This window comes from Myxococcales bacterium (assembly GCA_016706225.1).
GTDB lineage: Bacteria > Myxococcota_A > Polyangia > Polyangiales > Polyangiaceae > JADJKB01.
In genome coordinates this window covers 902,368-926,647 of the sequence record JADJKB010000003.1, presented here as the reverse complement: position 1 = coordinate 926,647, position 24,280 = coordinate 902,368, and the positions used below count along the sequence as shown (strand labels likewise).

Sequence of the window (24,280 nt, the reverse complement as noted above, 5' to 3'; positions counted from 1 at the left end):
CGCCATACGCCGCAGCGACCTCGCCCCCGTAACCTTGACACCGCCAACTGTCACGGTTATGAATGGGCCGTATGACGACTCAGGCGGGCGCTGGCCCTCGCCCGGAGCTCTGGAACAGCCTCAGCCACGGCTTCGGGCTGCTCCTGGCGCTGATTTTTACACCCTTCCTGGTGGGTGCGGCCGCCTCGCGGGGGTCAGTCGCAGGGGTGGTCGGCGCCAGTGTGTTCGCCGGCGCCATGGTGCTGCTCTATCTCTCCTCCACGCTCTACCACGGCGTCGTTCACCCCGGCGCCAAGCGCCGCCTGCGCGTGCTCGATCACGCCGCCATCTTCATCCTCATCGCTGGCACGTACACACCGTTCACCCTCGGAGTGCTCTCGGGTGCGTGGGGTTGGACGTTGTTCGGATTGGTGTGGGCGCTCGCGGTGATCGGCGTCGCGCTGAAGCTCATCGGTGGCGTCCGCTTCCCGCGCGCCTCGGTCGTCCTCTACGTCGCGATGGGTTGGTTGATCGTCATCGCGATCAAACCGCTCTGGCAGACCATGCAGCCGTGGGGGCTGTTCTGGCTCGTCGCAGGGGGAGTGGCCTACACCTCCGGGGTCGCGTTCTACGCGGCGAAGGGCTGGCGCCACGCCCACTTCGTCTGGCATCTATTCGTCCTTGCCGGCACGGCCTGCCACGCCATTGCGGTGTACGGCTACGCGGCCTGAGCCGCGCGACGGGTCGCCCGGGCGAACCGCGCAAGTAATGCGTGTTGCCTCGACGTCGTGGCCTGCGGATGCGTGCATCACGAATTGCCTTCCCCGCGTTGGCTTCGGGTACTGAGCTGACATGCGGAATCGAGTTTGGTGCTGGTGCGCTGCTACCGCCCTCGCGGTGGCGGCCTGCGGCGGAGGCAGCGATGGCGATGGTGAGGGTGGGTCACTGAGCGCCGCCGACCCGAGCTGCGCCAGCGGTGAGCGTTGGACCGGCGGCAACGAGGAGTCGAAGCTGATGCACCCCGGAGGGACGTGCATCAGCTGTCACGACGAGAAGGGCGAGGGGCCAACGTTTGGCGTTGCGGGCACGGTGTACCCCGCGGAGCACGAGAAGCAGGACTGTTTTGGTGCCTCTGGCTCGCAAGTCGTGCTCACCGGCGCCGACGGATTCAGCCTGACCCTGGACACCAACGCAGCCGGCAACTTCATGCACAAAGGCAGCGTGCCGCTTCCGCTCACGGCCAAGGTCGTTCGCGCAGGCAAGACCCGCGAGATGCTGTCACCGGTCAACGATGGAGACTGCAACGGTTGTCACACGGAGAGCGGAGACCAAGGCGCCCCCGGGCGGATCTTCTTGCCGTGAGCGTTGCGCCTCGAAGGTGACCCCCGCGCGAACCCGAGCGCGTTCGCGCGGCGGCCATCGTGTGCCTTTTCGGATGTGAGTCGCAGACCACACCCGTTGCCAAGGGCAACGCTTGGCTGGCGTTCCGCCACCGAATTCGCGCGGTCCGGGTCTGGCTTGGCTCCCGCGTCGGTTGGTGCGCGCATTGCACTGTTCGACTCGCATGGGGCGGCATCTACTCGGAGTGAGCTCGATGTTGGTGATCGCGACCTGCACCAGGCTCGCGCTCGCACAGCCCTCGCTCGAGTTGGCGAACCCCGCACCCCACGAGGCATTGACCTCGCTCGCGCCTGCATTCAGCTCCGACAGATACTGGTACGGATGGCAGGGGCTCGGGCTCGACGCCGGCGCTTTGACCGTGATGCTCACGGCGTCCGACTGGACGCAGTTCGTCGCGGGCTTGTCTGTCTATGGTCTTGGCGCGCCGGTCACCCATCTCGCGAACCACAACGGATGGGAGGCGCTTGCGAGTCTGGGGCTGCGCGCTGCCGGCGCTGCTCTCGCCTTCGAGGTCGCGGTGAGCATTGGTTGTCATGACGATCAAGAGCAGCAGCGGATGGACTGTTCTTCCGCCTTCATCGGCGGCTATGTCACGCTTGGCCTGGCCTCCATCATCGACGCAACGGTGCTCCCCTACGCCACACCCCATCAATCGCCGCCGTTCGATTCGAGCCCATCACCACCGCGTCGCGAGCACCGCGAGCTCCACCGGCGCGGGTTCGACGTGAAGCTCGAGGTCGTGCCGACGATCGCCGCGACCTCGGACGGCTTCTACCTTGGTGCGGCCGGGAGGTTTTAGGGACCGCGGGAGGGGTAGGTCGGGCGGACAGAGCAGCGGTCCCCCGGCAGTCGGCCGTCGCGCTCGGGCTTCGACTTGACGAAATCGCTCCGCTCCCACGTCCATCCCTGAAGATGGCTCGTGTAGTCGCCTGGTTCTCAGTCCTGTTATTGGTCGCGTGCGGCAGCGCTTCCTCACGCATCGCGTCACCCGACGCTACGAGCTGGGAGTCCAAGGTCTTGGGCGGCGCCCCGGACGCGCGCTTGGTACTGCGGTTGGACCGGGCCAACGCGGACCCCGTGTACGGCGGACCGCAGACCCCCTACGATCGAAGAAGTCCCTCCGACCCCGAGCTCGAGGCGTTCCTGGTCGCCGTCGACTCGCTGGAGCTCTGGTTCGTCGCGGACGCTCGCGAGGCGGACCGCTCCTCGTTCTTGCTGGTGGTTCGGGGCAAACCCGACCTCGAGCGGTTGAAGCAGCAGTCGGACGTGCGTGGTCTCCTGTCGCGATCGCCCGAGCGCCTGCCTTCGGGAGTGCTCGCCTACCTGCTCTCTGACGGCGCGACTCCCGCCGAGCTCTTTGTGCTGCCGAGCGGCACGTGGGTCGTCGCTGCGGGGCGGATTGCCGGCCGTGTGCGCTATCACCTGTTCTCGCACGCCGAGGATCCCCCGCCTGCGCCCAACGAGTCCGATGCCATCCTGGCCTTGTGGATCGGTCCGGGAGCCACGCGGCTCCGCAGCGTCGGCAAACGCGCGGCGGGTTTCGAGGAGCTCTCCGTCATCATTCGCTCGAGTCAACGCGGCGACATGGAGCTCACCGTGAAGTTCACGGATGAGAAGGCCGCGAAGGCCGCGCTCGCCGAGGTGCAAACGCTGCTCGTGCAGCTGCCCGCTGCCCAGAAAGAGCTGGCGGACAGCTGTCCCGCTTGGGAGGCGGTGCGCTTCGGTCTCCAGCGCGACGGTCGGGCGATCACGGGTCGCGTCTCCCAGCTCCCTGCATTGATTCGCGCCTATCGCTCGGGCGCGTGTCGTCGGAGCAAACACGACTGACGCGGGTTGGGGCGCCGCGAGTAGCTCACGGCGACGCGCCCGGGTCCGGTTCGGGCTTCGGCGCAGGCTTCTTCTTTTTCCCGAAGTTCGGCGAGATGTCGAACAAGGTGGGTTTCGTCGACTTGACCGCCCCGCCCGCCTTCCAGCGGAACGCGTGCGGCAACATCGGTTGACCGATGGCGTGCAGCACCGTCGTGTCGTAGCTGGCTAGCGGTGGCGTCGGCGTACCGGCGCGGTGCACGAAGGCTGGGTGCTGGGAGCCGCGGTCGAGCTCGACCACACGCGTGCAGCCGACTTTCTGCAGCGCCGCAGCCAGCGAGTCGCTGGAGTCGTGCCGCGCCGTCGCCACGACGACGCGGCCGCTGGTGAGCACACACAAGGCGCCGCGCAATCGCAGCGGGCCGTGGGCGACCGCCTGTTCGGTCAGCTTGCCGTTCTCCGCCAAGAGCGGCAGCTGCGCGGCTTCGTCACCCTTCTCCAGCCTGGGCGCTTCTCCTGGGAGGTAGATCGCGAGCGGTGCACCCGAGCGCACCAAGAGGGTGGCGTAGCCCGGTTTGGGATCGAGAGCGGCGACGCCGGCAAATGCAATCCCGAGGCGCATGGCATCGGTCGTATGACCAAGACCAATGGTCGCGACCACGCGCTGACTGTCGTCGCCCGAGAGCTCGACGTTGTCGCTCACGTTGCCGTGTTTCGGCTCCTTCGCTCCAGCGCGCATCCGGAACGCTACGCGTCCGGCTTCGAAACTCTCGAGGTTGACCTCGAGGTTTCCCACCTTGAGCTTGCTCTGGAAGATCCCCGGGAGCCACGCCGGCGGCGGCTGCAAGCCCGCGTCCGGCTGCCAGCGCACACCCGAAGGATCGACGGGCACCGGATCACGCACCATCACGTAGAAGAAATCCTTGGCGCTCCAGCGCACGAATTTTCCCGGGTCGAGCTTCATCTCGTCGTGCGCCTTCTTGAGATTGAACTCCTTGGCGCGGTAATCGACGATGTCCGTGTAGACGAAGCCGCAGTGGCCCGGGTTCATGTCCAGGTGGACGCCGTACGAACAACCGGCCTGGCGCAAGGCCTTCCCCAGCGTTGGTCCGTCTATTTCCGGCGCGAATGCGTAGTAGAGGTGCCCCGCGGCGGTCACGCACAAGGCCGTGCGTTGGGTCATCACGCTGGTGCCGGAGAGCTGCCACCCCCAGATGTATCGCCCTGTCGGGTTGGCCACACCGTCTTCCACCAGCGGGTCGAGGTTCTGACGGAACGAGCGGATGTCGTCCGGGATCTCTTCGCTTTTTGGCCAGCTGCCCAGGCCCACGTCGCCGTCCTTCGTGATCATCACCGTCGCGCCACCAGCGACCGGCGGGATGAGCACTCGTTCGTCGACCTTCATGCCGTAGCGACCGTGGGTGGTCTTGAAGGCGCCATTGAAGGTGCCGACGACGCGATCGAGCACCGCCTTTTCGCGGGGCAGTCGTCCATCACCCGGCGGTCCGGTCAGCGGTTTCGGATCTTCGAACCCCGCTTGCATGCCCAGCTCGAGCTGTCGCATGTCCATCGCGATCAGCGTGACCTCCGAGTAGGGCCGCTCGGCGTCCGGGCGGAAGAACGTCTTGTAGAAGTACGCGGGAGCCTTGCCCTTGGTACCACCGACCGCGGGTAGCGGTTTGAGGAACGGCAGCACCACCGGCTCCCACTCACCCTCACCCGGTTTGTTCTCCTTCCAGATGCTCGGAATGGAAGGGGGAGGCCAGCTCTCGCCATCTTTCAGCTTGCTCGAGTCGAGCACGGCGGCGGCAGCGCGCTCGGTCTGTTCTTGATCTTTGAGCGTGTTTGCCGCGCCAGCGGACGAGAACATCTGGAAGGTGGTGCGCTTGAAGGTGTCCTTGGCGCCAAAGACCTTGGCCTCGAGCCAGGCGATGGGCGCCGGCCCGACCTCCGCACGAACGGTGTCCACACCCCACAAGACCAGGGGCTTTTCGGCCTGGCGATGGATGTCCGCGTGGGCGGCGTAGGCCTGTCCACCTTCGGCGCCCTCCAACTCTCGGGACGCGGTCTTGAACCGCAGCCCGCGTCCGGCCGTGCCGAGATCGACCTGCAAGCTCTGTTCGTCGAGGGTGAGCTTCGCCTCCCGCGACGGCAACTCCAGGACGATGTCCGTGCGCCCCAGATCCGCAAAACTTCCCGACTCCTGAAACGCGGTGATGGCCTGCAGCGTGCGATAAAACCAACCGCTCGGTTTGTCCTCACGACGCATGCCGCCGAGGTCGAGCAGCGTGATGCCTTGAATGCTGCCGTACGCGACGGTGGCAAAGACCGCGTTCTGCCCCCGAACATCCAGGCCGGTGTCGTCCCCCAAAGGGGTGTCGGTCAGGTTGCGAACTTGCGTGACCGCGATGGGCTTGCCATCCAAGGTCACCCGTACGCTGGCGCGATACACGTCGCGCGGGCTACCCGCCTTCTCGGCGCCCAGGAACAGAAGACGCCGGCCGAAGAACGTCTCTTGCAAGAAGCCCGGGCTCGGTTCCCAGTCGATGTCCCCGGGAGCGACCACCGTTCCCGACGCCTGCCCGAGCATCTTCGCGAGCCCCTCCAGACTGCGCTCCGGTGGGCGAACCGTGAGCGCGCGTGCCCCGAGCCCCAAACCCAGCATTACGGCGAGCAGCCGGACGCGCGGGGTGAAAAACGAGGCGAGGTCCATGCGCTGCCCCCGCGGCATAGCGACGGGGGCCGGACAGTGCAAGTTTCGGTTCTCGGCGACAACGCCCCGTTTCCGAGCCGCCAACCGGGAGTTGGCGTGCCGGCGCGTCTGGACCGGCTCGGCCGGCCAGAAGTCACAAATTGTCGCCTGATCGCCAGGTCGGGGGTGGCGGGGCGGCTCTGGCCCGGGATGTGCTCTCTCCGTACCCAAGGTCCAATCGATGCGTCACGTAAGCCAGCTGTTTCGGATCGCACTCCTGGTCGTGTTGGTGGTGCTCACGGGATGTGCCGCGGGTCAGGTGGAGGACGATCTCGTCGACCACGAGAGTGAGCCGGAGGACCTCGGGGTCGTCACCGAGCCGCTCTCGAGCCTGTCCTGCAACATGTCGACGGCGACCGGATACAAGAGCGGGAGCGCGTTCAAGATCGAGGTCGTGACCGTCGACGGCAAGAAGGTCGAGTGGAAGACCGCCAACGCGTACATGAAGATGGCCAAGTCGGCGGCGGCCGCTGGCGTGCAGATCCGAGTGGTGAGTGGCTTCCGCACGATGGATGAGCAGAAGTACCTCTACGGTTGCTACACGAGCTGCAGCTGCAACAGCTGTAACCTTGCGGCGAAGCCGGGCTACAGCAACCATCAATCCGGGCACGCGCTGGATCTCAACACCTCGAGCGCGGGGGTCTATTCGTGGATGTCGAAACACGCGGGCAGCTACGGCTTCAAGCGCACAGTGCCCAGCGAGCTCTGGCACTGGGAGTGGTGGGGCACCGACAACGGCACCGGCCCGTGCAACGACCTCGACAAGGACGACGACGGCGTGAACGACACCAAGGACAACTGTCCGACGGTCAAGAACGCGGCTCAGACCGACTCCGACAAAGACGGCAAGGGCGACGCCTGCGACACCGACGACGATGGCGACGGAGTGGCGGACACCAAGGACAACTGTCCGACGGTGAAGAATGCCAACCAGACCGACACGGACAAGGACGGCAAGGGTGATACGTGTGACAGCGACGACGACGGAGACGGCCTCGCGGATACCAAGGACAACTGTCCCACGGTGAAGAACGCGAACCAGGCTGACACGGACAAGGACGGCAAGGGAGACGCCTGCGAGCTGGACGACGACGCCGATGGTTTCCCGGACGCGACGGATGTGTGTCCGACGGTGGCCGACGCCGCGCAGACCGACACGGACAAGGACGGCAAGGGTGATGCGTGCGACGACGACGACGATGGCGACGGAATCGCCGACGCCATCGACGTCTGTCCGCTGATCTCGGATCCATCCCAAGCGGACAGCGATCACGACGGCGAAGGGGACGCCTGTGATCCGGACACCGATACTGACGGGGATGGCGTGGCCGACAGCGAGGACGACTGCCCGGGCATCGCCGACGCGGACCAAACCGACACCGACGCGGATGGCGAAGGCGACGCCTGCGACGACGACGATGACGGCGACGGCGTGCCGGATACCACTGACGTCTGCCCCGGCGCGGACGACCACGACAAGCTGGCTTGCGGGGGTGCGAGTGAGACCGAAGCGCCGCCCGAGGGTCAGGGAGCGCCGCCCGCCGCTGGGGACACCGAGGCGGTCGACGGAGGGTGCAGCGTTGGTACGCCGCGCGGCGCTGGAGAGGCGCATCACCTCGCGCTCCTGTTGATCGGCGCGCTGGCGCTCTCGCGGCGGCGGTTGGGCTTGGGCAGCCGAGCCTTGAAACCACGGCGCTGAGTGGGTTCACGCTCCGAAATTCACGACCCGCTCCCGGGGGGGCCGCCAGTCTCACCCGCTTTGCTGGACCAACCTGGCCGCTCGCCGTAGTTTCGGGCGGAGCCGATGGACTTCCGACCCCAAGTCGCGCCCGAGCACTACGACCTCGAGTACGACCACAAAGAGCGCTTCATCTCCTACTGGACGCAGATCCACGAGGTGGTGCGACTGCATCCGAAGAGTGTGCTCGAGATCGGCATCGGCAACGGGTTCGTGCATCGGTACCTGCGCCAGCGCGGCTTCAACGTGCACACCGTCGACGCGGACGCTCGCCTCGAGCCCGACACTGTCGCGCTGATCGAGTCACTGCCGTTCCGCGAGCGCCAGTTCGACGTGGTGTGCTGCTTCGAGACGCTCGAGCATCTGCCCTTCGAGAAGTTCCACCGTGCGGTCAAGGAGCTGGCACGGGTGGCCGAGAAGTGGGTGCTCATCAGCGTGCCCGACGTCACGCCCTACGCGCGGATCCATTTCGAGTGGGGGTTCCGCAAGAGGTTGGTGAGTAAATTCTTCGATCTGCCCGCGCGTCGAATGCCAGAGCATCAATTCGACGGGGAGCACTACTGGGAGATCGGAAAAAGGGGCTACCCGCTCGGGCGCATCCTTTCGGAAATCGAGGCGGCCGGCCTGACCGTGGAGGCGACTCCGCGCATCGAAGAAGACGCCTGGCATCGCTTCTTCCGTTGCCGCGTGCGGCGGTGAGCAAGACATGACCGAGGCCCGCGTCGGACGAGCGCTGGTCACCGGAGCGGCCTGGGTCACGCTGGGCGAGGTGCTCGCGGGGCTTGGCTCGCTGGTAACCAGCATCGTCGGCGCGCGCGTGCTCTCGCCCGCGGACTTCGGCCTGATGGGCATCGTGACCCTGGCCATTGCGGTGCTCGACTCGCTGACCACCAGTGGTTTCAGCCAGGCGCTGGTGCAGAAGGACCGCGACGTCGAGCCGCTGCTCGATGTCGCCTGGACCTGGCACGTCTTCCGCGGCAGCGGCATCGCGTTGCTCTTGTGTCTGGCCGCTCCGCTCTTGTCGCGGTTCTATGCCGAGCCGCGCCTCACCGGGCTCTTGATGGTGTCGTCGCTCTACATCGTCATTCACGGCCTGCACAACATCGGCACGGTGTTCTTCGATCGGAAGCTCGACTTCCGGACGCAGTTCGCCATCAAGCTGGGCCAGACCGCGATGAGTGTCCTGGTCTACGTGCCAGCCGTGCTCTTCCTGCGCAACGTCTGGGCGCTCTCCATCGCGTACGTCGGCGGCGCGGTGGCGCACGTCGTCATCTCTTACGTGTCACAGCCCTATCGCCCGCGGCTGGCCTGGGATCCGCCGAAGCTCCGGCAGCTCTTGAGCTACGGACGCTGGATCACCGGCATGACGTTCATGGGGTTTGTCATCATCAAGGGTGACGACATCTTCGTGAGCAAGTTCCTGGGGCTGACTGCGCTCGGTTTTTACCAGCTCGCTTACAGCGTGGCGATGTTCCCAGCCACCAACGTCACCCACGTCATCTCACGCGTGAGCTTCCCGACCTACGCTCGCCTGCAGCACGACAAGGAGGAGCTCAGAAAGGCGTTCTTGCGCGTCACGCGCACGACCCTGCTGCTCGGGGGAGTGTCCACGGCGATCATCTGGTCTCTCATTCCGCTGTTCGTGACGCACGTGATCGGCAGCAAGTGGCAGGCCATCGTGCCGCTGGTCCGTATCCTGGTAGTGGCGGGTTTCGTGCGTTGTTTCGCGGCCCTCGCGGGCCCGATCTTCCAGGGTCTCGGACGTCCCGACCTCGACGTGAAGATGAACTTGCCGCGCTTCGTCCTGACCTTGGCGCTGATCTGGCCTGCGTGCGCGCGCTACGGCCTCGAGGGCGCGTGCTGGGTCGTGCTCGCCGCCATCGCCACCACGCTGCCGACCTGGTTCTGGGGTGTGCGCGCTCTCACCGGGATCAGCCCGTTCCGGATCTTGCGCGAGGTTCTGCTGGCGCTGGTCCCGAGCGCTGCGCTGGGTGGGGCCCTCTGGTTCTTGACGCGCTGAGCGCGTTGGTGCGGGCGCTCGGGCGCCTGCGGTATGCTGCGCGGCGATGCGGGTCTCGAAGCTCTGGGGCGCCGCGCTGGTGTGCGCGGCCTGTTCACGTCGGGAGTCGCCACCGCTGCCTGGGGACGCGGGGCAAGCGACCGCTCCGTCGCTTTCGCCTGGTGGGCCCGTCGAGGATCAGGGTGACACGCGTGCCGAGCGCCAGCGCTTCCGAAACCAACTCGAGATCGCCCGACTGGAGAAGCAGTACGGCGCTCTGCCCCGCCACGCCCTGACGGCGCAGGAGCCGCGCTGCGTCGTGGCCTGCACCGACGGTTCGCGCGTCCGAGGTGTGTTGCTCGTTGGCACCACCGGGGACGTCCCGGAGGGATGTCTGCCGCCCAAGCTGCGCGGCGACGCTGGCGTCGATACCTTGAGCGCCTGGTGCAATCAGCACCTTCCCGCCTGCGCCGGGCGATGCCGAGTCACGCCCGCACCTGCGCCTGCCGCGCCGGTCTCGTCGGCAGCTCGACCCTGCAAGTGTCAGTCCGCGAATCCGCTGTGCAGCTGCCTGTGATGGCGCGACCGCTCGAGCGCGCCTCTGAACCTTGAAGAACTCGTTGACGGCAGTCGTGCCGAGCGCCGTTCCCACAGCGAACGAGAGGCGCGCGACGAGCATGCTCACGAGCGAGAGACAGAGCTCGGCGATGAGAAAATAGAAGAGCGCTCGCGCGCCGTGCACCGCCGTCGCCGCCGGCGTTGTGTCCCCCGCTGATTCAGCTTCCAAGCGCGGTTTGCTATCCCAGGTGCGCCGGGGACACCAACGTCTTCACGGGCCGCCACGCCTCGGCGTTTGACGCCCGGCAGATTTGGTACCAGATCCCCCGCGATGCTGCGTCCTTCGTCCCTGTCGGTCCTCTTGGTCCTCGGCCTATCTGCCTCTGCGTGTGAGGCGGGCGACGGCACGCGAGCGTCGGGTTCTGGTGTGACCGCCCAGGCGGAGGGACGAGTCGACGGCGCCCGCGCCAAACAGCTCGTCAGCGAGGGTGCCACGTTGCTCGACGTGCGCACGGCCGACGAGTACGCCGCCGGTCACGCTGGTCCGGCGAAGAACATCCCGGTGGGTGAGCTTGGCTCGCGCATCGCGGAGCTGGACAGGTCGCGCCCGGTCGTCACCTATTGCGCCGTCGGCGCTCGTTCGCGCCAGGCAGCCGAGCTGCTGCGCGAGCGTGGTTTCACCGTCTACGATTTGGGCAGACTGAGCGCGTGGCCGAACTGACGAGCCGCGCCAGGCCGCGATCAAATTGAAGTCGACGCCGTGGGCGTCCGCCCCGCGCAGACGCTCCGCGAGACGAAGCGGCTTGGGCACGACCGCCTGGGGACGCGGCCTCTCATGGGCAAGGGAGAGGGGTGCAAATCCAAGCAGGTAGGTGAAAGTACGACCTATGTGAGACCCGGTGAAACATAATTGTCTAATGTGAGTATTAGACAAAGTATCAACGGAGGCTCATCATGAAAATCGCATCTCGCTTCGCTAGTGCACTCGTCATTGCTCTTGGAGTTGGGGTTTTTGGCTGCGGATCCGACGACGACTCGTCCAATCCGTCGAACCAGACCCAGCAAAACTCGATCATCCAGACCGCGCAAGCCGCGGGCAGCTTCAAGACCCTGGTCGCGGCCGTCGAGGCGGCGAGCCTGGTCGAGACGCTGAGCGGGCCGGGCCCATTCACGGTGTTTGCGCCGACCGACGAAGCGTTCGCCAAGTTGCCGGCCGGGACCATCGACACGCTGCTGAAGCCCGAGAACAAACAGGCGCTCGCTGACATCCTCACCTACCACGTCGTGAGCGGCGACGTCCGTGCTGAGAGCGTCGTGACGCTGTCGGCTGCGAAGACGGTCAACGGGGCCGAGGTCAGCATCAAGATCGTAGACGGAGCGGTGATCTTGAACGACTCGGTGAAGGTCGTTCAGACCGACATCGTCGCGTCGAACGGCGTGATTCACGTGATCGATGCCGTGCTCCTGCCACCCGAGGGTTGATCATATCCCTTCGCAAACGAGCGCGCGATCCACTGACGCGTCGCGCGCTCCGCTCTGCGGCTGAGTGCATTCAAGCTGGAGTCGACTCATGAAAGAACTTGTTTCAACCAAGCCGTTCACAGAGACCCCAACCGGCGAGCGGCCCGTCTCGGGCTGCCCGCAGCGCATCTGACCGTGTTGACGTTGACGGAGTCGCGGCGTTCGGGTCGATTGTCATCCGCCGCGACGTCGCAGCGCCAAGAGTAGCAACGTCAGAGCGGCCCACGGTGTTTCGCGACGTGGCGCTGCCCGACAGGCGCATCCAAGATCGTCCTCGGCGGCCTTCTTGGTCTGTTTGCCGCCGGTAGCACTGCCGGCGTCGGGCTGGGTCGTAGAACCCCCGGCGCCACCCGAGCTGGAGCCTGCAGTGCCACCGCCACCGCCCGCAGGCGCGCCGGCCGCTCCGCTCGCGCCTCCCGCACCCGCGTCGGGCGCCTCATGGCACACGTCGTTCTGTCCGGAAGGCATCACGTCGCAACCCTCAGCGCACACCTGCTTTTCCAGGCTGCCAGAGTTGCAGCGCCAGGCCTGCGTGTGATCGTTGGTGCAGTTCCACAGTGGCCAGGCGTCGTTGCAGTGACAGCTCGCACCGAGCAGCTCCATGTACTGGCACCACTGCCATTGGTAGCCGGGATCCGTGTGGTGCGAGGCGCCGCCGTAGCTGGTGTTCTTTTCGCAGGCGTCGAGTCCGTCGCTGCAGGGTGGTCCGCACTCGGCGATCTTCGTGCCGTTCGGCACCTGGTAGTGACCCACGACGTGATCCCGGTCCAGGATCAGCGTCGGCCAGCGGGTCTTGATGTTGAGCACCATTTCGGCGCTCTTTTGGTAGAGCGCGGTTGCGTAACCGTCCTTGTTGGACACAAAGCCAACGTGCTCGATGCCGATGCTGTGTTTGTTGTAACACCAGTTGCCGGCGTGCCAACCCGTGTAGGTCTCGGGGATGAATTGGCCCCAGCGCGAGCCGTCGGCATCGATGATGTAGTGGACGCTCTTGCCAGCGTCGAATTGCAAGGTGGCCACGGATGCGTTCCAGCCGCCTTCGGTGTCGTGGACCAAGATAGTGTCGACCGAGGCGTTGCCGTCGGGACGATTGTCGGTGCACTTGCCGTTGCAGTCCGTGGCAAACCACTCGGAGCCCGGAAAGTCCGGAGCCAGCAGGTGGCTCGGGGGCGGCGTGATCAGATAGGCGGGCGGAATTTCTGGATGCGGCGCGACCCGGACGCGCTCACCGTCGCGGGCGGGGAAGCTCCCGCCGAAGTAGAGCACGCGAAACACCTCGGCGACGTAGCGCTCGCGCTCGCGACCGCTCAGGCCGGAAAGCTCGGCGATGGCTGCTCTCCAGGCGGCCACGCGCGACTCGCCCCTCGGACCGAGGCTCGCGAGAACGCGGATGCCAGCCTCGGTGCCGAGATCCGTGTCGGCTTGCAGACTGCGCTCGTCGCTGCCCATCAACTTTGCTCCGAGGGCGAGAGTGTTCAAGCTGCCGTGGCGCAGCTCGAGGATGCCGGCGACCGGCACGTGATCGTCGGGCGACGGCGAGCGGAACCGCGGCAGGGCCAGGCCCTGTTCCACGGCGGCGATGGCCAGCACCAGAGCGGTGGGCACGCCTTCGGTCGTCGCAACGCGCTCGACGTGGTTCGCAACGGGGCCAGGCGGCTCGGACGGCGGTGGCTCGGCGCCGCAGGCAGGCACCAGCGAGAGCGAGAGCGCGAGGCCGAGAGCGAGGCGCAGCTTCATTGCGCCCTCAGAATACCACGCCGCTCTCCGTATCAGCGCTCCACTCCAACTGATCATGAGAACTGCGCGATTGGATTTGCTGAGCCAGCGTCGGCTCACGATCGACCCGAAGAACCACGCCAATGACTTCGCGGGCAACGCGGTGGGGGCGCCGCCCCCGAGGGATGTTATAAAGGGGGATGTCTCGGGGACTGGTCGCGATGTTCGCCGCCTTCGGCGCATTGCTCGCGAGTTGCTCGGTTCTCGCCCCGGGCGATGACGAGTTTCTTGGCGGAAGCGCGGACGATGGCGGTGCCGGCACCGGGGGCAAGACCTCGGGCGGCGGCAGCGGCGGCGCCACCGGAGGAGCGAGCGGGCAGGGTGGAACTACCGGCCAGGGCGGGACGAGCGCAAGCGGTGGGACGAGCGCAAGCGGTGGGACGAGCGCGAGCGGCGGCACGAGCGCGAGCGGCGGCACGAGCGCGAGCGGCGGCACGAGCGCGAGCGGCGGCACGACCGCGACTGGCGGCACGACTGCGACTGGCGGCACGACTGCAACTGGCGGCACCGGCGGCGCGACATGTCCCACGACGACCGCCGCAGCACCGCGGCCGGTGACGACGTATCTGATGCTCGACCGCAGCACCAGCATGCAAGGCTCCAAGTGGTCGGCCGTTCGCTCGGCGGTTCAGGGTTTCGCGACAGGCAGCGTAGCCGCGGGAACGAAGCTCGGGCTCGGCTTTGCACCGACCAACGGCGCGAATTGCAATGGCAGCGCCTGGGACACCCCCAGCGTGCCGATCGGCACGCTTCCCGGAAACGCGGGCGCGGTGGACCAGGCCATTACCCAGAACACACAGTTCATCCCGGCAACGAACGTCGAAGGCCCAGTCCGTGGCGCCGCGAAGGCGCTCGGTGACCTGGCGATCGTCAACCCCAACGTGCAGTACCAAATCGTGTACGTGAACGACGTGGCTACCATCCTCAACCAGTGCGCTTCGAGCCCGTCCCAGCTGTCGAGCATCGCAGCGAGTTTCTGGCCCGGCGCATCGACGTACATGGTCATGCTTTCTGGCAGCGATACGGCTCTCGAGAATGCCGTCGCCTCCGGCGGCGGGACCCAACAAGCGGTCAACGTCGGCACCGACACGGTTGCGGCAATCAAGAGCGCCCTCGAAAACACGGTCCGCCCGTGTCGTTTTGTCCTCCCGGGCGGCTCGAACGTCAGCTTCAGCTTGAGCGGCGGAACCGCGCTGCCGCAGGTGACCGGCCCCACCTGCACGGGTGATGGCTGGTTCCCACAATCGACGGGTGTGACGGCCGTGCTCTGTCCAGCGACCTGTCAAAAAGTTCAATTCAGCTCGGCGACCGTTGACGTGACGATCGGATGCCCCTGACCTCGAGACTCCCAAGGCGTGCCGTCACGTCGGCGGGACGCTCCCCCCTTTGCGTGCCTGGGGCCGGCGCTCAGCGCCGGAACATGCTGGACACCAGGATCACCGTGCGGTGCTCGGCCCGCGCGAGCGAATCGCAGCGCGGGTAGGACCCGGTGGCTTCGAAGGTAGACAGGTGAAGGGGCCCGCGCTCGAGGCGCACGCCCGAGCCCTCCGCCTCGACCCGAATGCCACATTGCTCGGCCCGCTCGCGATACCGCTGATTGATGCTCTCGATGGGCGCCGTGGTCGCGAACGACCGCCAGTGCACCTCAGCGGTCGTTGCAAGATCATGTTGATCACACAGGGTCTCGGCGCCGCTCGGCGGTTCGAAAAGCTCCGGGCAGGCTCCCGCCGAAACACTCGCCCGGGCCGGGGCGGGCGCGGTCTCGGGCGAAGCGACCGAGGCGCGGCTCGGCTCCGGGCCACGGCAAGTGCAAGCGCACACCGAAAGGGTCAGCGCGGTGCAGGCTGAAATGCGCACCGCCGCATGGTATCCGTGGTCTCACCAACGTGGCCAGCGCGCGCGCAGCGAAATCCCGTTCCCCGCTCGGCAGCCGCTGGGTCGCGCTCCTGCGTGGGGTCAACGTTGGCGGCAAGAACAAGCTGCCGATGCGTGTGCTCGTAGACCTGCTCGAGCGGCGAGGCTGCACTTCCATCAGCACCTACATCCAGAGCGGCAACGTGGTCTTCTCGGCCAGCTCGACCCTGGCCAAGCGGCTGGCGTCGGAGCTCAGCGCGGCCCTCGCCAGAGAGCTGCGGCTCGAGGTCCCAGTGCTCGTGAGATCTGCCACGGAGCTCCGGGCGGCGCGCGACGAAAATCCATTTCTTCGCCGTGCCGAACCAGCTCAGCTCCACCTGGCGTTTCTCGCGGCGGTTCCCCAACCCGCGAACGCCTCCAAGCTGGATCCTCAGCGCTCGCCGGGCGATCGCTTCGAGCTCCGTGGTCGCCACCTCTACCTACTGCTCCCAAACGGAGTCGGGAAGAGCAAGCTGACGAACGACTACTTCGACCGGACGCTGGCGACGACGTCGACCGTCCGGAACTGGCGCACGGTCGAGAAGCTGATCGAGCTCTGCGGAGAAAGCGGGCAATAGATGGCCTACGATGAAAGGCTTGCCGGACGAGTTCGAGCCGCGGTGTCGAAGCGGAGCGGCATCGAGGAGAAGCGCATGTTCGGCGGGCTCTGCTTCCTGTTGCGCAAGAAGATGTTCTCGGGCGTGGTCGGCGACGAGCTGATGGCGCGGGTTGGACCGGCCGCTTACGCCCGGGCGCTCACGGAGCCCCATGTCCGCCCGATGGACTTCACGGGTCGACCGCTGGCGGGCTACGTCTATGTCGGCGCAGCGGGCTGCAGCTCAGCATCCGCAGTTCGAAAGTGGGTCGAGAAGAGCACCCAGTTCGTCGAGACCCTCCCGGACAAGCCCCCGAAATCCAAACGCAAGCAGCGCCCCGCCGCCGCCCGCAAGCCGGCAAACCGGGGTGAGCGCTAGGTCGTCGAGACGCTTGGCCTCAGTCGAGGAAGCGTGCACGTACGGAGGCGTCCGGGATGCGGCACGCCTCGAGCTTGCCGAAGATCCGATAGCGGACTGACGCGACCAGGTCGTAGCCCACGTCGGCCAGGCGCTGAGGAACGAACCCGAAGACGCGCAGCCAGCGCACTCCGGGGTCGAGATGAGTGGCGATGCGGAAGACCGCCTTGGAGCGCACGAACACCCGCTCCGAGCCCCCGCTCTGCTCCACGAACGCGATGCTGTCGACCCCCTCGAGCTCTGGATGTCGTGCGCGCACCTGGGCCGCGGTCTCTCCCTGCAGCGGTGCGAAGCGCAGCACCTGCCCCGAGTCGTGCTCGAGCAGGAACTGAACCGTCCGATCGCAGAGCCCGCAGACCCCATCGAAGATCACGAGCCGTTCGGGGAGGGTCGGGTCGGCGGTCAAGTCGGTCTAAATGACCGGTCGCGTTGTCGTCCCGGCTGTTAGTTGAATTTGCCCCCCCCCCCCCCCCCCCCCCCCCCCCCCCCCCCCCCCCCCCCCCCCCCCCCCCCCCCCCCCCCCCCCCCCCCCCCCCCCCCCCCCCCCCCCCCCCCCCCCCCCCCCCCCCCCCCCCCCCCCCCCCCCCCCCCCCCCCCCCCCCCCCCCCCCCCCCCCCCCCCCCCCCCCCCCCCCCCCCCCCCCCCCCCCCCCCCCCCCCCCCCCCCCCCCCCCCCCCCCCCCCCCCCCCCCCCCCCCCCCCCCCCCCCCCCCCCCCCCCCCCCCCCCCCCCCCCCCCCCCCCCCCCCCCCCCCCCCCCCCCCCCCCCCCCCCCAACCCCTAGCTACACCAACAAGCGCAGCGCTGGGAGGAACGGATACGTTTCGGCGGATTTGGCAACCGGTGGAACTGGCTCTACTGTGCGCATGGATGCCGGGGTATCGAGACGACCGGGGCGCGCTGCGCGAGCGCAACGAAGCCCTCGAGGACGACCTGGATCGAGCCGAGCGCAAGCTGCGCGAGCAAGAACAGGCGCTGCGAGAGCAGCAGACCGAGCTCGAACGACTTCGCGAGCCGAAGCGCGCGCCGAGCCCTCCCAAGCCACAAGCCGCGCGCGGGCCTCGACAACCGAGCGCCCCGCGCGAGCCGGCCGCCGACCCCGCGGCGGTCGTCGTGCTGGGCACATTGCTCGGCAAATCGCGCATTCGCTACCACACGGCCGGCGGCTCACTCCAGTCCGTCGCAGGTCTCGCCCTCATCGTGCTCGGGGCGGTGATCAGCGCGTTATCGAGGGAGCGGACCGTGATCCCTCTCTTGATGTTGGTCCCGCCGGCCCTCGTCCTCCTGCACCGGCGGGGTATCGATGTGCTCCCCGAGGAGCAGATCGTCGTCGCGTGGCACTCGCTCGGACTTCGCTTCGCTCACCGGCGATTGACATCCGATCGCATCACGATCCAGAACCGCAAGGTCCGCGGTCGCGACGACTCCGGCGACGGCACGCCGGTGGCCAATCTGTACTTGGGCGGCGCGCTCATCGGCAAGAACCTGCCGCGTGGCCAGGCCCGCGCGATCGCCGAAGAGGTGGCCCAGCTCTGCGGCGACCCGCCGCCCGAGTCGGTCGGCTGAGCCCTCGCCATCGCCGCGTCCACGCTCAATGGCCGGCGACGGTCAGCACGACCTCGGTGACGATCAATGCTCAGTTCTCGACGGCGAACGGAGTCACTGCGGCGCGCTTGCACCATCGCTTTGGCAGGCTGTCGCTCAGCTCACACTTGAACAGCGAGACCTGGAACGTCACCGAGCCGAAGGTCGATTCCTCGCTCAGGCTCGACGGTGGTGCGGGTAGCGTGAAATGATCGAGCCCCGGTGGGACGACCGCGGTCCACACCGACCGCTGTGCAACGATGACCTGCACCAGCGTCGGGAGCGCCGGCGTGGCGTCCACCCACTTCATTTCGTCGTGCAGCGGACGCGGTGTGGTCTTGGAGTACGTCACGTGGGGTGGTTCGAGCAACACGAAGTCCCTTGGCCCTGCCGCCGGATACCCACTCTCGGTTGCGATGGAGTATGCCGGTGCGCCCTGAGAAAAGCCCCCGAGACTCTCGTAGAGCATGTACCAGACGCCGACCTCGGAGTCGGGTGCCGCCTTCACGTGCTCGATGTCGTAGTCGACACGCTGGGTCGTGCTGTTGAACTTCGACATCGAGGCGAACCCGAGGCCGAAGCGGAAGTTCGACGAAAACGTCGACACCATGGCGTAGCCCCAGGCTCCGTCACCGAGGAGCATGCTGTCCGGCTGCTTCGGCAGCGCGAACGACCCGGTCACGGTCTCCGACGCGAGGTGGTTTTTCGCCATGTCCAGCAGGATGTCGGCATTCGCGTCGAGAGCGGCGTGGTCCAGCTTGGCGAAGCCATAGAACGGCTGGACGAAAGCGTTGGGCGTCGGCCACTCTGCGGTGAACTCGGCTGCGAGGAGCGTGAACGATTTTCCCGCGAGCACGTCGAGCGAGTAGTGCTCGGGGTTCCCTTGGTATGAACCACCATCGGACGAGGTAACGAGCAACGTATGGCCGACGCCGAGGGCAGCGACGTCCCCTGTCACCTGAACGGTGTTCCCGCGTTCGAGCTCGACCAGATTGATCACGTAGGGCTGACCGGCGACGTAGTCCCCTTGCTCGAGCACGTTGACGACGGTCACCGCGGCGTAGCCTTGGAGATGAGCGGTCGCGGTCGGGCTCGCCGCGCCTGCTGCAGGTTCGTCGAAATAGGCCATCCCATCCGGGCCGGCGGTCTTCTCGACGCGGGTCCCGTCCGCGGCATCGAACGCCACGGTTGCTCCCGGGAGCGCTTGTCCGTCCAGGTTCCGCACCGCGATCCCGAATCCCGTTTGCCCCGCCGCGCCCCCCGTGCCCGCCAGGCCGCCGGTCGCGCCAACGCCGCCGGCGCCCCCTGTGCCGGACGTACCGCCAGCACCGCCGGGGGAGGAGTCATCGCCGGAGCAAGCGGCGAGCGCGAGAGACGTCGTCAGCGCAAACATCCAGGTCTTCATCTGGCCCTCCAAGCGTTGGTTTGCGCCCGCCCGCCAGTCTCGTCGCCGCGCCACGAGCGCACTGGATCCCAACAGCGGAGGCACTGCGCGTGCCAGCGTCCAGCCTAGAAATTGCGGTCAAGAACCAGCTGCACCGCGAAACGGTTGCCAGATGCGCGTGCTGGTCCGAAACGATTTCGCGCGGCAGCGCGGCAGTGCGTGTGTCACCTCGGCACAATGACGCTGACGAATGCGACGCTCACCGCGCAACGCAAGGGGCCGCTCGAGCGCAATGCAGGAGTCCCCCGCAGGTTGCGCTCAGTTCGTCTTGCACACCACGCTCGCTGGTGCGAGCCCCGCGCCGGCGCGCCGGGTCACTCGAGACGGATGATGCCGGGGCGCCCACCCCAGATCTCGTGCAAAGGCGGGCGACTCTCACGCTCGTCGCGTCTCAGCATGACGGCCAGCTCCCCCGGTCGGCCCTCGGGCGCGAGCGCGCGCCAGGGCACTGCGATGGTGACGGCCCACTCTTCGTCCTCCCTGGCCTCCGCATCGACGTCGCCGTCCACGTCGAAGCCGGCTTGGATCCCAAGGGCCGCGCAATCCGACACGCCGCGGAACTGGCATTTCAGCCGACCGTCTGGCGACGCATCGACGAGCTCGCCTTCGCCGAACTGGAGCCGCACACGATCGCTGGCCCGGAAGTCGTCGTCTGCCACGTAGAACGCGACGTGGAGCGCCTGCTCGTCCCAACTCGCGGAAGCGTCAGTGTGGGCGACGGGCTGACGCCCTCGCACGTTGACGAACGGAGCCGTCGACGCAGCCGCATGCCACACCGGCTGAGCGAGCTCACCGTTCACCAGCGGCGTACCCCGCTTGGCGACGAGCACGAGCCCGGGGGTCGTCGCCGACTCTGGCGCGGGCGCGGCCGCAGGGTTGGGCGCTGGCGCCGGCTCGGAGCGCTGCGACTGACAACCCGCCGCGGGTGCGCCCAGTACGACGGCGCAGAACACCAGGTGACGCGCGATGCTCATGGCACCGTGAAGCTCTTGGCGATCGACAGATCGTCCCAGTTGTATTGCCGTACTCGGAAGCTGCCGCCCGCGAGCTGGCGGATGGTTGCGAACCCGTAGTTCTTGCCGGCGGTGTTGATGGGCGCGCCGCCTACTCCCTCGATCAGCTGGCGCTTCCCGGCGTCCCAGTTCCAGGTGTGAATGTGCCCAACCAGTAGCATGTCGTACTTTGCGCCCTTGAGCATCTGGTCCATCTCGTTGTTGCAGGGTCCGTCCGAGCCCATCTGTTGATGCCGCGCCACGAACGTGAACGTCGTGGCCTTGCCGAGCTGGTTCTGGAGCCAGGTCTTCTGCGCCGGGCTCCAGGCGTTGCACGCCGTGATCAGCAACTTCGCGGTCCACTTGCCGCTCGAGTCGTCGATCGAGATGGCGTAGTACGGCTTGGTCTTGCCGAGCGGTTGGATCAGATTGTCGAGGAAGGAGTTGTAGCTGTTGTTGTTGGTGACGCCGGCGCAGTTCACGTCGCCGCTGCACTCGTGATTGCCGAGCACGGCGAAGACAGTGCCCGAGTAATTGCTGCGGGCGCCCATGTAGAGCTTCAGTTGTTTTGCGCCCTCCGGCCCGTGACCACTGGCGAACATGTAGTCGCCATTGGCGACGACGAACTGCGGCCGCGGGTTCAGCGACTCGATGCCCTTGTAGATCTTCGTGATCTTGCTGGTCGGGTAGCTGGCGGTGGCGTTGTTGCTCTTGGGACGCGTGTCGCCCACGACCGCGAAATACAAGCCGGACACCTTTCCACCGTTGGGCCCGACGCTGCCCTGATCCGGCCCGCCATCTGCCCCGCCGTCGGGTTCGTCCGGACCCCCGTCGTCGCCGCCATCCGGCTCTGGTGCAACACAGATCCCTTGAATGACATCGCAGCTCGTTCCAGCGGGACACTCGCCGCATCCGCTCGACCCACAGGTGCCGTCGGCCGGGACGCACGCCGAGACGCCGGCCCCATCCTCGGTGATCGCGTCGACGCACGTCTCACCCGCCCCGCACGCGCCGCCTTCACACGAGCGCCCGCAGAAGTCGCTCCCGGCATACTGCACGCACGCGGCGCCAGGGCCGCAGTCCGACGTCTGTGTGCAGGGAGTGCACGTGACCCCCGCGCCGCCATCCATTCCGGCGCCACCTCCACTACCGGTCGTGCCACCGGTGCCCGTTCCGGCGTCGGAGCCCGCATGCCCGGCGCTGCCGTCGTCGCTCGCTGCTTCCCCGCAGCTCGCCAGCGTCAAACCGATACCCAAGCTGAGCGCCGCAAACCTCGCCATGGCGCGAGGAGAAGAGCAAGAGCCGAGCCACCACGCGCGAGCGCATGAATGTGGTTATTCTCCGCGTTCTGCCCCTCCGCCGACTCCCTTCCGCCGACTTGTGGTTGGCGTGGCGCCAACCGCAGGTTAGCGGGCGCGCTCACTCGGACCGCTCAGCGAGTGTGACGTCCGCGGTGACTCCACTTGGTTGTGCAGCGAAATTCTCCGGCGTAGAGTCCGCTCGTGCTCAACAGCGTCCGGGGGACCGCGAGTGTCGGTTCCATGTTTCTCTTTCTGCTCCTGCTCTGTTGCAAGCGGAGTGAGCCAACCCTCGAAACCAGCCCCCCGGCTCCGCCCCCCGCACCAGCCCAGCCAACGGGTGACTCGTGCGGCGCGCAGGGCACGTGGCGCTTTTCGTGTCCGAGCGTGAAGGCCGACACCTCGTGCAACATCCGCAGCATCGGTGCCATCAGCCAGAGCTTCACGATCCCGCAAGAGTACGCGGAAGCGGGCGGAACCTGGACTGTGGGCGAAAACAAATACACCCTCGACCGGACGACCTGCGAGCTCTCCGGCTACACGTCGGGCATGCCCTGTCGCGACCTGCACTTCGAGGCCAACCTCCGCACCAAGAGCGGGCGCAACGTCTACGGCTGCTGGGACGGCGCGAAGAAGTGCCAGGCCACATGGAGCAGCCCTCCCGGGCACTGCTCCGTTACGAAGGAATGAACCGCGATGCAGCCGTGGCGGCGGGCCTCACCAGGGCTTCGCCGGCCGGCACAATCCGCCGTCGCACTTCATCGTGCCGGTCGGCGCGCAGTCCGAGTCTCCGGTGCAATTCGCATGACAGACCTTCGCGGTGGCGGACGCGCCATCGGCACAGGTGAGCCCCGCATCGCATTCCGGCTCACTGCCGTTCGGTTCGCACATGCCACCTCCAATGCGGCACGGCATGTAGGCCTTGCCGCAGGCCGACAGCGCCATGGCCTGCCAGCCGAGAGCACCGTGATTGGCGTAGCGACACAGCTCGCCTTCGGCGGTCGTCCCGAGTGGAAGGGTCGCCGTGTCTTGATCCGGGGTCTGCTCTCCGGGGCACGGGTCGGTCACGATGCTGAGCGGCAGGTCCGCGGCGCCCTTGGCGCGCACGTCGAAGGACCAGTCGTACATGCAGCTGCCGCAGGCCGCGAGCAGACAACCTGGGTTGACCAAGCGGAGCTCCAGCCCTGCGTCGACCGCTTTGGCTTCGCCTTTCCATTGCGCCCCGCAGCCGCCCTCGAAGTTCAGGAGCTCGATCTTCACGGTGTCCGCGTCGACGGTCGTCCAGCGCACGCACTGCAGCCCCGCGTAGGTGTCCTCGGCGGTCAGCGCTCCGGCGTTCTCCTTCTTGCATGTGCTGCCCTTGAACGCGACGAGGCTTCCGTCGCCAGAAGCGGAGGCAGCGTCGTCGGACCCACAGGCGGAGACCGCGACAAAGCTCAGAGACACAGCAAAGGCGGAGAGGGTTCCAAATCGTGACATCGGCTCACCTCCAATCTCGAAGGGTCTAACACCGGGGGCGAGTCGATTCTCGCGCAAGGGTTGCGCGGTCGTATCGCGTCTCCCCGAGCGTGAAGGCCGACACCGCGTGCAACCTTGTCGACGAAGGTGGGCGGTCACAGCTTGGCGAGCCGCTCGACCAGCGACTGCGCAGAGGGACGCTCCGCTGGATCCGCAGCCATCAAGTCCGAGATCAACGCCGCCAGCGGCGGCTGCAGCCATGCCCAGAGCTGGGGGCGAAGCGGAAGTCCCGCGCGTGCTGCCAGCAGTGGTGGTTGGCTGAACGGTAATGTCCGGTGAGCATCTCGCGCGCAAGGATGCCGAGAGCGAACAGGTCGGTCGCAAACCCAACCTCACCGTTCGCCATCTCGGAGGCCATGTAGAGCGGAGTCCCGATCAGCGCGCCGCCCGGGGTCAGCGTGTGCTGAGCTTGAGCGTGCGCGTCTCGCTGTCGGGGTCATCAACTTCGGCAGCGCAGCCCACGGAGACGCAGAACGCTCCCAGCAGGAACCAAGAGGGACGGGACGAGCGGTGGAGGGGATCTCGAGGCGAAATGCTTCGGCGTGAGCGAGCTGGCATGGCGTCAGGTTGGAGAACTTCCGGACCCGGTTCGCGACCTTTGAGCCCCAGCTTGCTCTGCGTCCAGGACCGGCAGCGCGCGCCCCGTCATCCGTCGAAGGTACTCGATATGGGACGCAACGGCCCCGAAAATCCTGATAGGTTCGGGCCAGAGGTGCCTGATGAAAGGTAGCAGGAAGGTCTTCGTGCTGGCGTTCGCTTCACTCGGTGCGCTTCTCTCCGCTTCGTGTGGGAGCGATGATAGCGGCAGCGGTGGTGGCGGCAGTTGTGGCTCGGTGTGCGCCTGCGTCGTGGCCGAAGGTGGCGACAACGACACCTGTCAGCAGGAATGCGCGGCGTCGATCAGCGCCGGCGGCAACGTGAAGCAGAGCTGCGAGCTCAAGCTCGACGGCTACGGCCTCCCGCAGTGCAAGTCGAAGTGCGCCGGCTTCCCCACCGGGGGCTGAGCCTCA

24 protein-coding genes are annotated in these 24,280 nt (G+C 67.1%); 16 read left to right on the top strand and 8 right to left on the bottom strand.

Features of this window, described 5'->3' with window-relative positions; all coding sequences use genetic code 11:
- Nucleotides 1–71 precede the first annotated feature (71 nt).
- The 4 genes from IPI67_05700 (at nucleotide 72) to IPI67_05685 (ending at nucleotide 3,207) form a co-directional block, all read left to right on the top strand.
- Nucleotides 72–710, top strand: coding sequence for a hemolysin III family protein (locus IPI67_05700; GenBank protein ID MBK7579687.1), 639 nt, complete (start codon nucleotides 72–74; stop codon nucleotides 708–710).
- 121 nt (nucleotides 711–831) lie between these two features.
- Nucleotides 832–1,341, top strand: coding sequence for a hypothetical protein (locus IPI67_05695; GenBank protein ID MBK7579686.1), 510 nt, complete (start codon nucleotides 832–834; stop codon nucleotides 1,339–1,341).
- A gap of 313 nt (nucleotides 1,342–1,654) precedes the next feature.
- Nucleotides 1,655–2,179, top strand: a complete 525-nt coding sequence (locus IPI67_05690; protein ID MBK7579685.1) for a hypothetical protein — start codon at nucleotides 1,655–1,657, stop codon at nucleotides 2,177–2,179.
- 113 nt (nucleotides 2,180–2,292) lie between these two features.
- A complete protein-coding gene (locus tag IPI67_05685; protein ID MBK7579684.1) occupies nucleotides 2,293–3,207 on the top strand; it encodes a hypothetical protein in 915 nt (304 codons plus the stop codon).
- Nucleotides 3,208–3,232: 25 nt separating this feature from the next.
- Here the strand turns inward: IPI67_05685 and IPI67_05680 are convergent, their stop codons facing one another.
- Entirely contained in the window at nucleotides 3,233–5,899 is a 2,667-nt protein-coding gene (locus tag IPI67_05680) for a hypothetical protein (protein MBK7579683.1), read from the bottom strand.
- Nucleotides 5,900–6,590: 691 nt separating this feature from the next.
- Here IPI67_05680 and IPI67_05675 point away from each other — a divergent pair.
- From IPI67_05675 to IPI67_05650, 6 genes are all read left to right on the top strand, one after another.
- Nucleotides 6,591–7,637: a thrombospondin type 3 repeat-containing protein gene (locus tag IPI67_05675; GenBank protein MBK7579682.1), complete on the top strand. Its 1,047-nt coding sequence runs from the start codon at nucleotides 6,591–6,593 to the stop codon at nucleotides 7,635–7,637.
- 105 nt (nucleotides 7,638–7,742) lie between these two features.
- Nucleotides 7,743–8,375, top strand: coding sequence for a class I SAM-dependent methyltransferase (locus IPI67_05670; GenBank protein ID MBK7579681.1), 633 nt, complete (start codon nucleotides 7,743–7,745; stop codon nucleotides 8,373–8,375).
- 7 nt (nucleotides 8,376–8,382) lie between these two features.
- Nucleotides 8,383–9,696, top strand: coding sequence for a lipopolysaccharide biosynthesis protein (locus tag IPI67_05665; GenBank protein MBK7579680.1), 1,314 nt, complete (start codon nucleotides 8,383–8,385; stop codon nucleotides 9,694–9,696).
- A gap of 46 nt (nucleotides 9,697–9,742) precedes the next feature.
- Nucleotides 9,743–10,252 (top strand): hypothetical protein, encoded by a 510-nt coding sequence (locus IPI67_05660; GenBank protein ID MBK7579679.1) that lies wholly within the window; start codon nucleotides 9,743–9,745, stop codon nucleotides 10,250–10,252.
- Between the two features lie 312 nt (nucleotides 10,253–10,564).
- Nucleotides 10,565–10,954, top strand: coding sequence for a rhodanese-like domain-containing protein (locus IPI67_05655; GenBank protein MBK7579678.1), 390 nt, complete (start codon nucleotides 10,565–10,567; stop codon nucleotides 10,952–10,954).
- Between the two features lie 233 nt (nucleotides 10,955–11,187).
- Nucleotides 11,188–11,715, top strand: coding sequence for a fasciclin domain-containing protein (locus tag IPI67_05650; protein MBK7579677.1), 528 nt, complete (start codon nucleotides 11,188–11,190; stop codon nucleotides 11,713–11,715).
- 213 nt (nucleotides 11,716–11,928) lie between these two features.
- On the opposite strand, the gene IPI67_05645 is transcribed toward IPI67_05650, so the two are convergent.
- Complete coding sequence (locus tag IPI67_05645; protein ID MBK7579676.1) at nucleotides 11,929–13,491, bottom strand: N-acetylmuramoyl-L-alanine amidase; 1,563 nt, start codon at nucleotides 13,489–13,491, stop codon at nucleotides 11,929–11,931.
- 179 nt (nucleotides 13,492–13,670) lie between these two features.
- On the opposite strand from IPI67_05645, the gene IPI67_05640 reads away from it, so the two are divergent.
- Nucleotides 13,671–14,867, top strand: coding sequence for a hypothetical protein (locus tag IPI67_05640; GenBank protein ID MBK7579675.1), 1,197 nt, complete (start codon nucleotides 13,671–13,673; stop codon nucleotides 14,865–14,867).
- 70 nt (nucleotides 14,868–14,937) lie between these two features.
- Here the strand turns inward: IPI67_05640 and IPI67_05635 are convergent, their stop codons facing one another.
- Nucleotides 14,938–15,387: a hypothetical protein gene (locus IPI67_05635; GenBank protein MBK7579674.1), complete on the bottom strand. Its 450-nt coding sequence runs from the start codon at nucleotides 15,385–15,387 to the stop codon at nucleotides 14,938–14,940.
- 29 nt (nucleotides 15,388–15,416) lie between these two features.
- On the opposite strand from IPI67_05635, the gene IPI67_05630 reads away from it, so the two are divergent.
- Entirely contained in the window at nucleotides 15,417–16,001 is a 585-nt protein-coding gene (locus IPI67_05630; protein MBK7579673.1) for a DUF1697 domain-containing protein, read from the top strand.
- Complete coding sequence (locus tag IPI67_05625; protein ID MBK7579672.1) at nucleotides 16,002–16,397, top strand: TfoX/Sxy family protein; 396 nt, start codon at nucleotides 16,002–16,004, stop codon at nucleotides 16,395–16,397.
- 19 nt (nucleotides 16,398–16,416) lie between these two features.
- Here IPI67_05625 and IPI67_05620 read toward each other — a convergent pair whose 3' ends face one another.
- Nucleotides 16,417–16,842, bottom strand: coding sequence for a DUF393 domain-containing protein (locus tag IPI67_05620; protein MBK7579671.1), 426 nt, complete (start codon nucleotides 16,840–16,842; stop codon nucleotides 16,417–16,419).
- A gap of 462 nt (nucleotides 16,843–17,304) precedes the next feature.
- Between IPI67_05620 and IPI67_05615 the strand changes: the two genes are divergently transcribed.
- Nucleotides 17,305–18,000, top strand: coding sequence for a hypothetical protein (locus IPI67_05615; protein MBK7579670.1), 696 nt, complete (start codon nucleotides 17,305–17,307; stop codon nucleotides 17,998–18,000).
- A gap of 70 nt (nucleotides 18,001–18,070) precedes the next feature.
- On the opposite strand, the gene IPI67_05610 is transcribed toward IPI67_05615, so the two are convergent.
- From IPI67_05610 to IPI67_05600, 3 genes are all read right to left on the bottom strand, one after another.
- On the bottom strand, nucleotides 18,071–19,423 hold the full coding sequence (locus tag IPI67_05610) for a carboxypeptidase regulatory-like domain-containing protein (protein MBK7579669.1): 1,353 nt from the start codon (nucleotides 19,421–19,423) through the stop codon (nucleotides 18,071–18,073).
- A 353-nt stretch (nucleotides 19,424–19,776) separates the two neighbouring features.
- Nucleotides 19,777–20,436, bottom strand: coding sequence for a hypothetical protein (locus tag IPI67_05605; protein MBK7579668.1), 660 nt, complete (start codon nucleotides 20,434–20,436; stop codon nucleotides 19,777–19,779).
- The gene (locus tag IPI67_05600; GenBank protein ID MBK7579667.1) at nucleotides 20,433–21,734 is read right to left on the bottom strand and encodes a metallophosphoesterase; all 1,302 of its coding nucleotides are present in this window, start codon (nucleotides 21,732–21,734) and stop codon (nucleotides 20,433–20,435) included. Before IPI67_05600 ends, IPI67_05605 begins: the two co-directional genes overlap by 4 nt.
- Nucleotides 21,735–21,956: 222 nt before the next feature.
- Between IPI67_05600 and IPI67_05595 the strand changes: the two genes are divergently transcribed.
- On the top strand, nucleotides 21,957–22,442 hold the full coding sequence (locus IPI67_05595; GenBank protein MBK7579666.1) for a hypothetical protein: 486 nt from the start codon (nucleotides 21,957–21,959) through the stop codon (nucleotides 22,440–22,442).
- 27 nt (nucleotides 22,443–22,469) lie between these two features.
- On the opposite strand, the gene IPI67_05590 is transcribed toward IPI67_05595, so the two are convergent.
- Nucleotides 22,470–23,231: a hypothetical protein gene (locus IPI67_05590; GenBank protein ID MBK7579665.1), complete on the bottom strand. Its 762-nt coding sequence runs from the start codon at nucleotides 23,229–23,231 to the stop codon at nucleotides 22,470–22,472.
- Nucleotides 23,232–23,989: 758 nt separating this feature from the next.
- Here IPI67_05590 and IPI67_05585 point away from each other — a divergent pair.
- The gene (locus IPI67_05585) at nucleotides 23,990–24,274 is read left to right on the top strand and encodes a hypothetical protein (GenBank protein ID MBK7579664.1); all 285 of its coding nucleotides are present in this window, start codon (nucleotides 23,990–23,992) and stop codon (nucleotides 24,272–24,274) included.
- Nucleotides 24,275–24,280: the final 6 nt, after the last annotated feature.